This is a genomic window from Streptomyces durhamensis (genome assembly GCF_000725475.1).
GTDB classification, from domain to species: Bacteria; Actinomycetota; Actinomycetes; order Streptomycetales; family Streptomycetaceae; genus Streptomyces; species Streptomyces filipinensis.
This window is the reverse complement of sequence record NZ_JNXR01000222.1, coordinates 1-205: the sequence shown is the minus strand read 5'-3', so window position 1 is coordinate 205 and position 205 is coordinate 1. Positions and strand designations below refer to the sequence as shown.

1 pseudogene is annotated in these 205 nt (G+C 65.9%); it reads right to left on the bottom strand.

From position 1 onward, the window contains the following. Positions 1–6: 6 nt before the first annotated feature. Positions 7–205 (bottom strand): annotated as a pseudogene (locus IO33_RS0142480) (IS701 family transposase); the annotation flags it as partial.

Below are 205 nucleotides of genomic sequence, written 5' to 3'. Positions count from 1 at the left end.
AGCACCTCAGCAGGTCTTGAAGAGGGTCGAGGACCTGGTAGAGGGTGAGGCCGGCGTCTGGGCTTTTGGGTCGAGCCGCCGCAGGGTGAGGAAGGCCTGGGCGGCAGTGACGAGAGTGACGTGATGGTGCCAGCCGCGCCAGGTGCGGCCTTCGAAGTGGTCCAGGCCCAGGCCGTGCTTGAGTTCGTGGTAGTCGTGCTCGATC